Below are 6,701 nucleotides of genomic sequence, written 5' to 3'. Positions count from 1 at the left end.
CCGGCTCGGGCTGCTCCGTCGGCTCCGGCTCCTCGAGCAGCGCCGAACTCTCCCGGATCTGCAGCGCGATGGCCTGCAGCCGCTCGGCCTCGTCCCGGTCCAGCTTGCGGCTGTTGACCTGCCTGCGGATCGTGTCGAGCAGATCCTCGACGGCGTCCCGGACGCCCTGCGCGTCCGCGGCGTTGGCCGCTCGCGTCACGGCCTCCACGTCGCCGCGCAGCTCGGCCCGCGGGCTGCCACCGCAACCGGCCAGCAGGACGGCTGCCGCCGGGATCAGCCACAGCCGCCTCACGAGTCGACCTCCCGCTGAAGGTCCTGCAGCTGGCTCTGCAGCGGCTGCGGGATGCCCGGATCCACCGCGGGCAGCGGCCCGGTGGTACCCCGGTCCTGCAAGGCGTAGAGCGCGCCGGCGCCGATGAGCAGCGCCACCGCGAGCAACGCCAGCGCCCAGGCCCAGGTGTTGCGTGGAGCCGGAGCGACCGGGCGCGGGGCGACGGCCGGTCGGGGGGGCGGGGCCGGCGGAGCGGCCGGCAGCACCTGGGTGCGATCGCGGGCCGGGACCGCGGCGGTCGCGGCGGACATGAGCGTGGTCGCCGCGCCGCCGCCGGCGATCGCGCCCAGCTCACTGGCGGCGTCGGCCGGCAGCGGACGGTCCGCCGGCTCGCGGGCGGTCATCGCGCGCAGCAGACCCGGCCAACCCGCCGGCAGGGTCGCGGGCACCTCCGGTGAGCGGTGCAGGCGGGCCAGCGCGACCTCGACGGTGCTGCCGGCGTACTCCCGCTCACCGGTCAGGCACTCGAGCAGCACCAGGCCGAGCGCGTAGACGTCGGCGGGCGGGCCCACCGGCTCACCCGCGACCTGCTCCGGAGCCAGGTAGGACGCGGTGCCGACCATCATCCCGGTCGACGTCACCCGGGCGGCGTCGACCAGCCGGGCGATACCGAAGTCGGTGAGCCGGATCCGCCCGTCGCGGCCCATGAGCACGTTGGCCGGCTTGACGTCGCGGTGCACCAGCCCCTGGCCGTGGACGTACGCCAGCGCCTGCGCTATCGAGCTGCCGATACCCGCGGTCCGCTCCGACGGGAGCGGCCCGCGACGGATGGTGTCGGACAGCGTCTCGCCCTCCACCAGCTCCATGACCACCCACGGCCGGCCCTGCTCGTCGCTGCCGGCATCGTAGACCGGCACGAGCGACGGGTGGGACAGCCGGGCCAGCAGCCGCGCCTCCTCGCCGGCACGGGCCGAACTCTCGTCGGCCTGCACGGTCACGAGCTTCAGCGCCACGCTGCGGCCGAGGGCGTCGTCCTGCGCCTTCCAGACTTCGGCGGTGCCGCCGCGGCCGAGCAGGCTGACCAGCCGATAACGATCGGCGACGAACCGCTGCTCGCCGTCCCCGCTCGGGATCGCCTCGGTCGGGTCGGTCACGCCGTGACCCTGCCCAGCAGCTCGGCGATCTGCACCGCGTTCAGCGCCGCGCCCTTCCGGAGGTTGTCGTTGCTCACGAACAACGCCAGGCCGTTCGCGCCGTCCTGCCGCAGCCGGCCGACGTAGGAGGGGTCACGGCCGGCGGCCAGCAGCGGGGTCGGCACGTCGGCGAGCTCGACCCCCGGAGCGTTCCGCAGCAGGTCGGTCGCCGCTGCAACCGACAGCGGGCGGGCGAATTCGACGTTGAGCGACAGCGAGTGACCGGTGAACACCGGGACGCGCACGCAGGTGCCGGAGACCCGCAGGTCCGGAACGCCGAGGATCTTGCGGCTCTCGTTGCGGAGCTTGTGCTCCTCGTCGGTCTCCTGGGACCCGTCGGCCACCAGCGAGCCGGCCATCGGCAGCACGTTGAACGCGATCGGCGCGACGTACACCCCCGGCGGCGGGAAGTCCACCGCCGACCCGTCGTGCACGAGCAGCGTGGCACTGTCGGCGGTCTTGCGCACCTGACCGTCGAGCTCGTCGACCCCGGCCAGGCCGCTGCCGGACACCGCCTGGTAGGTGCTCGCCACGATCCGGACCAACCCGGCGGCGTCGTGCAGCGGCTTGAGCACCGGCATCGCAGCCATGGTGGTGCAGTTCGGGTTGGCGACGATGCCCTTGCGGATGTCCTGCAGCGCGTCGGGGTTCACCTCGCTGACGACCAGCGGGACATCCGGGTCCATCCGCCACGCGCTGGAGTTGTCGATGACGGTGACGCCGGCCGCGGCGTACTTCGGCGCGAGTGCCTTCGACGTCCCGCCGCCGGCGCTGAAGATGGCCAGGTCCAGCCCGGCCGGGTCGGCCGTCGACGCGTCCTCCACCACGATCGTGCGGCCGCCGACGGTGAGCGTCGAGCCGGCCGAGCGCGCGCTGGCGAACAACCGCAACTCCGCGAGGGGAAAGGACCGCTCGGTCAGCAGGCGCAGGACGACGGCCCCGACCTGCCCGGTGGCACCGACCACGCCGAGGCGGACACCTCGCGCGTTGCGCCCGGCCGCCGTCACCGGCCGGTCCCGGCGTAGACGGTGGCGCTCTCGCCGCCCCGGGCCCCGAGCTCGAAGGCCTCGTGCACGGCGCGTACGGCGTTCGGGACGTCGGTGTCGCGGCAGACGACCGAGATGCGGATCTCGGACGTGCTGATCGCCTCGGCGTTGATGCTGCCGTGCGCCAGCGCTTCGAAGAAGGTCGCCGTGACACCGGGGTGCGACTTCATCCCGGCGCCGACCAGCGACACCTTGCCGATGTGCTCGTCGGACAGCAGCGACTCGAAGCCGACCGACGCCTGCAGCTTCGACAGCGCGCTCATCGCCGTGGCCAGGTCGCTCTTGGGCAGCGTGAAGGAGATGTCGGTGCGGTCGGTCGCCCCCGACACGTTCTGCACGATCATGTCGATGTTGACCTCGGCGTCCGCCACGGCGCGGAAGATGGCCGCCGCCTCGCCGGGCTTGTCGGGCACCCCCACGACCGTGACGCGCGCCTCGGAGAGGTCGTGCGCGACCCCGCTGATGATCGCCTGTTCCACGTTGTCCCCTCGGGTGATGAGTGTGCCGGGCTTGGTCGAGAACGACGAACGCACGATGAGCGGCACGTCGTAGCGGCGGGCGTACTCCACGCACCGCAGGTGCAGGATCTTGGCGCCGGAGGCGGCCAGCTCGAGCATCTCCTCGTACGACACCGTCGGCAGGTGCCGTGCATCCGGCACGATGCGCGGGTCGGCGCTGTAGACGCCGTCGACGTCGCTGTAGATCTCGCAGGCCTCGGCGCCGAGCGCCGCCGCGAGCGCGACAGCGGTGGTGTCCGAGCCGCCGCGGCCGAGCGTGGTGATGTCCTTGCTGTCCTGGCTGACGCCCTGGAAACCGGCCACGATCGCGACGTGGCCCTCGCCGAGTGCCTCGACGATCCGCCCCGGCGTCACGTCGATGATGCGGGCCTTGCCATGCTTCGAGTCGGTGATCACGCCGGCCTGGCTGCCGGTGAACGACTGCGCGGACAGGCCCAGCGACTGGATCGCCATCGCCAGCAGGGCCATCGAGATCCGCTCGCCGGCGGTGAGCAGCATGTCCAGCTCCCGGCCGGGGGGCAGTGGCGCCACCTGCTGCGCAAGATCGAGCAGCTCGTCGGTCGTGTCGCCCATCGCGCTGACCACCACACACACGTCGTGCCCGGCCTTCCGGGTCGCCACGATGCGCTCGGCGACCCGCTTGATGCGCTCGGCGTCGGAGACCGACGAGCCTCCGTACTTCTGCACGACCAGACCCATGGGCGACGAGTCTACGGGCGGCGGTGGCCATGCCGCCGCGGCGCGACCGGCAGGCGTCAGCGTGCGGCGCCTGGGCAGGGGGTCAGGCATGACGGACGCGGTGGTGATCGGAGCCGGGCCGAACGGCCTGGTCGCGGCGAATCTGCTCGCCGATGCCGGCTGGGAGGTGTTGGTCCTCGAGGCCCAGCCGGAGCCGGGCGGGGCCGTGCGCAGCGCCGAGGTCACGGCGCCCGGCTACGTCAGCGATCTGTTCAGCGCCTTCTACCCGCTCGGCGTGGCCTCGCCGGTCCTGCGGGACCTGCAGCTCGAGCAGCACGGGCTGCGCTGGCGGCATGCACCGCAGGTGCTCGCCCATCCGCTGCCGGACGGCCGGGCGGCGCTGCTGAGCCGCGACCTCGCGACGACGGCCGCGTCGGTCGAGGCCTTCGGCGCCGGTGACGGTCAGGCCTGGCGCACCGGCTACGCGGAGTGGGAGCGGCTGTCGCCGTCGCTGCTCGACGCGCTGTTCACACCGTTCCCGCCCGTACGCGCGGGGGCGCGGCTGCTCCGCGAGCTCGGCCCCGGCGACGCGCTGCGCTTCGCGCGCTTCGGGATGCTGTCGGTGCGGCGGCACGGCGCCGAGCAGTTCGCCGGACAGGGGGCATCGCTGCTGCTGGCCGGCAACGCCCTGCACACCGACCTCGCGCCGAGCTCTGCCGGCAGCGCCGTCTTCGGCTGGCTGCTGGCCATGCTCGGCCAGTCGGTCGGCTTCCCGGTACCGGAGGGCGGGGCCGGCCGGCTGACCGACGCCCTGGTCACCCGACTGCGTGCGCGCGGCGGCCGGCTCGAGTGCGATGCCCGGGTGAGCGGCGTGGTGGTGCGCGGCGGTCGCGCGGTCGCGGTGCGGATCGCCGACGGGCGGACCGTCGACGTACGGCGTGCCGTGCTGGCCGACGTCCCCGCACCGCAGCTCTACCTCGACCTAGTGGACGCCAAGGCCCTGCCGCCGCGGCTGCTCGACGACCTGCGGCGCTTCCAGTGGGACTCGGCCACCGTCAAGGTGGACTGGGCGCTGAGCGGGCCGATCCCCTGGCGCGCACCCGAGGCCGCCCAGGCGGGCACCGTGCACCTGGGCGGCTCCCTGGACGACCTCGCCGCCTACAGCTCCCAGCTGGAGCGGGGGCAGGTGCCGGAGGAGCCCTTCCTGCTCGTCGGGCAGATGACGACCGCCGACCCGAGCCGCTCACCCGCGGGCACCGAGTCGGCGTGGGGCTACACGCACGTGCCGGCGCAGCCGCGCGGCGACGCGGCCGGTCAGCTGAGGGGCGACTGGGGGCCGGACGACCGGCAGCGCTTCGTCGACCGGATGGAGCACCGGCTCGAGCAGTACGCCCCGGGCTTCCGGGACCTCGTCGTGGGCCGGCACGTCCAGTTCCCGACCGACCTGCAGGCGGCGGACGGCAATCTCGTACGCGGGGCGCTGAACGGCGGCACCGCCGCCCTGCACCAACAGCTGGTCTTCCGCCCGACTCCGGGGCTGGGCCGCGCGGAGACGCCGGTCGCCGGGCTCTATCTGGCCTCGGCGTCCGCGCACCCGGGTGGCGGTGTGCACGGGGCCTGCGGCGCCAATGCGGCCCGTGCGGCGCTGCGGGCACGCAGCACGGGGCGGCTGGCGCTGGCCGGCACGCGGCTGCTCACTGCCGGCGCGCCTGCTGCTCGAGGCGCCGCAACGACTCGACGTTCCGCACCTTGATCAGCACGTCCGCGGCGGGGTTGTGCAGCCGCCTCGCCCAGCCGCGCAGCGGCTCCTCCTCGATGCTCACGCGGGTGCCGCCGTCGCCCGGCTCGGCCTGCAGAACCACCCGCGCCGTCCCGGCCGGCCAGGCGTGCGCCTCGAGCTCCAGCCGGGTGTCCGGGCCGTAGGCGCAGCTCACGGTCTCGTCGTCCTTGCGCAGCGGGCCGTAGCCGACCGTGTAGTGCAGCCGACTGCCCTCGGCCGGCCAGCCCGCGTCGACGGCGCGGATGGTCCGGGTGCCGACCACCCAGTGCCCGTAGCTCCTGCCGTCGCGCAGCACGTCGAAGACCTGCGTCGGCGTGACGCCGCGCATGAACCGCCGGGTGATCGCCATGCCGACCAGGTGCCCTCAGGAAGGGCCGACGTAACGGCCGACGCGACGCTCGGCGAGCCGGCGGCCGGCCCGCTCCAGCCGCCCGGCCGCCGGCCGCGCGAGCAGGTCCACGACCGGGCTCACCAGCGGGTACGACGCCAGCCGCGCGGCGCCCATCCAGCGCGGCACAGCCACCGACCGCCCCCGGCCGCGCTCCAGCTCCCGGCGCACGGCCCGGGCGACCCGGTCCGCGCGGATGCCGGGCGACGGCTGCAGCTCCGGGTCGTCCTCGCGTGGGTGCAGCCCCAGTGCCCGGGCGTGGAACTCGGTCGCCACGAAGCCCGGGTGGATGCTGTGCACCCGCACCCCCTGCGACGTCACCTCGCGGCGCAGGCCCTCGACGAAGCCGTCGACCGCACGTTTGGTCGCGGCGTACACCGTCAGCGGCGGCGGCGAGACCCAGGCGGCCGCCGAGGACAGCATCAGCACGTCGCCGCCGCCGCGCGCGAGCATCCCGGGCAGCACCAGACGGGTGAGGTCGACGTACGCCGTCACGTTCGTCGCCACGAGTCGCTCCACGTCGTGCGCCGTCATGTCGGCGACGGCACCGACGTAACCCAGCCCGGCGTTGTTCACCAGGACGTCGAGCCGGCCGTGCCGCGCGAGCACTGTCTCGACCAGTTCGCCCCGCTGCGCGGGATCCCGCAGGTCGCAGGGCACGACCTCCAGCCCCGGGAGGCGCTCGGCGACCAGCCGGAGCCGGGTCCCGTCGCGCGCGCAGCCGACGACCCGTGCGCCGGCCGCCGTCAGCCGGGCGGCAGTGGCCCGGCCGATGCCGGCGGTGACACCGGTGACGAGCACGACCCGGCCGGCGAGGACCCTCATCC

The 6,701-nt window shown here is 74.5% G+C and carries 7 protein-coding genes; 1 reads left to right on the top strand and 6 read right to left on the bottom strand.

From position 1 onward, the window contains the following. The 4 genes from WD794_13915 to WD794_13900 form a co-directional block, all read right to left on the bottom strand. Window positions 1-292 (bottom strand): hypothetical protein (locus WD794_13915; GenBank protein ID MEX2291404.1); only part of this gene is annotated, 292 nt, incomplete at its 3' end. Next, a complete protein-coding gene (locus tag WD794_13910; protein MEX2291403.1) occupies window positions 289-1,425 on the bottom strand; it encodes a serine/threonine-protein kinase in 1,137 nt (378 codons plus the stop codon). The genes WD794_13915 and WD794_13910, both read right to left, overlap by 4 nt. Next, window positions 1,422-2,471, bottom strand: coding sequence for an aspartate-semialdehyde dehydrogenase (locus WD794_13905; GenBank protein ID MEX2291402.1), 1,050 nt, complete (start codon window positions 2,469-2,471; stop codon window positions 1,422-1,424). The genes WD794_13910 and WD794_13905 overlap by 4 nt, the downstream gene beginning before the upstream one ends. Continuing rightward, on the bottom strand, window positions 2,468-3,727 hold the full coding sequence (locus WD794_13900; GenBank protein MEX2291401.1) for an aspartate kinase: 1,260 nt from the start codon (window positions 3,725-3,727) through the stop codon (window positions 2,468-2,470). The genes WD794_13905 and WD794_13900 overlap by 4 nt, the downstream gene beginning before the upstream one ends. Before the next feature lie 88 nt (window positions 3,728-3,815). Between WD794_13900 and WD794_13895 the strand changes: the two genes are divergently transcribed. Continuing rightward, on the top strand, window positions 3,816-5,459 hold the full coding sequence (locus tag WD794_13895) for an NAD(P)/FAD-dependent oxidoreductase (protein ID MEX2291400.1): 1,644 nt from the start codon (window positions 3,816-3,818) through the stop codon (window positions 5,457-5,459). On the opposite strand, the gene WD794_13890 is transcribed toward WD794_13895, so the two are convergent. Next, window positions 5,401-5,835 carry an SRPBCC family protein gene (locus WD794_13890; protein MEX2291399.1) on the bottom strand — a complete coding sequence of 145 codons (435 nt, stop codon included), beginning with the start codon at window positions 5,833-5,835 and terminating at the stop codon, window positions 5,401-5,403. The two genes, WD794_13895 and WD794_13890, sit on opposite strands and share 59 nt — an antisense overlap. A 15-nt stretch (window positions 5,836-5,850) precedes the next feature. Then, window positions 5,851-6,699 (bottom strand): SDR family NAD(P)-dependent oxidoreductase, encoded by an 849-nt coding sequence (locus WD794_13885; GenBank protein MEX2291398.1) that lies wholly within the window; start codon window positions 6,697-6,699, stop codon window positions 5,851-5,853. Window positions 6,700-6,701 lie beyond the last annotated feature (2 nt).

The organism is Mycobacteriales bacterium, assembly GCA_040902655.1.
Taxonomy (GTDB): Bacteria; Actinomycetota; Actinomycetes; order Mycobacteriales; family SCTD01; genus SCTD01.
The sequence above is the reverse complement of the archived record's forward strand: the minus strand, read 5'-3'. Positions and strand labels throughout refer to the sequence as shown.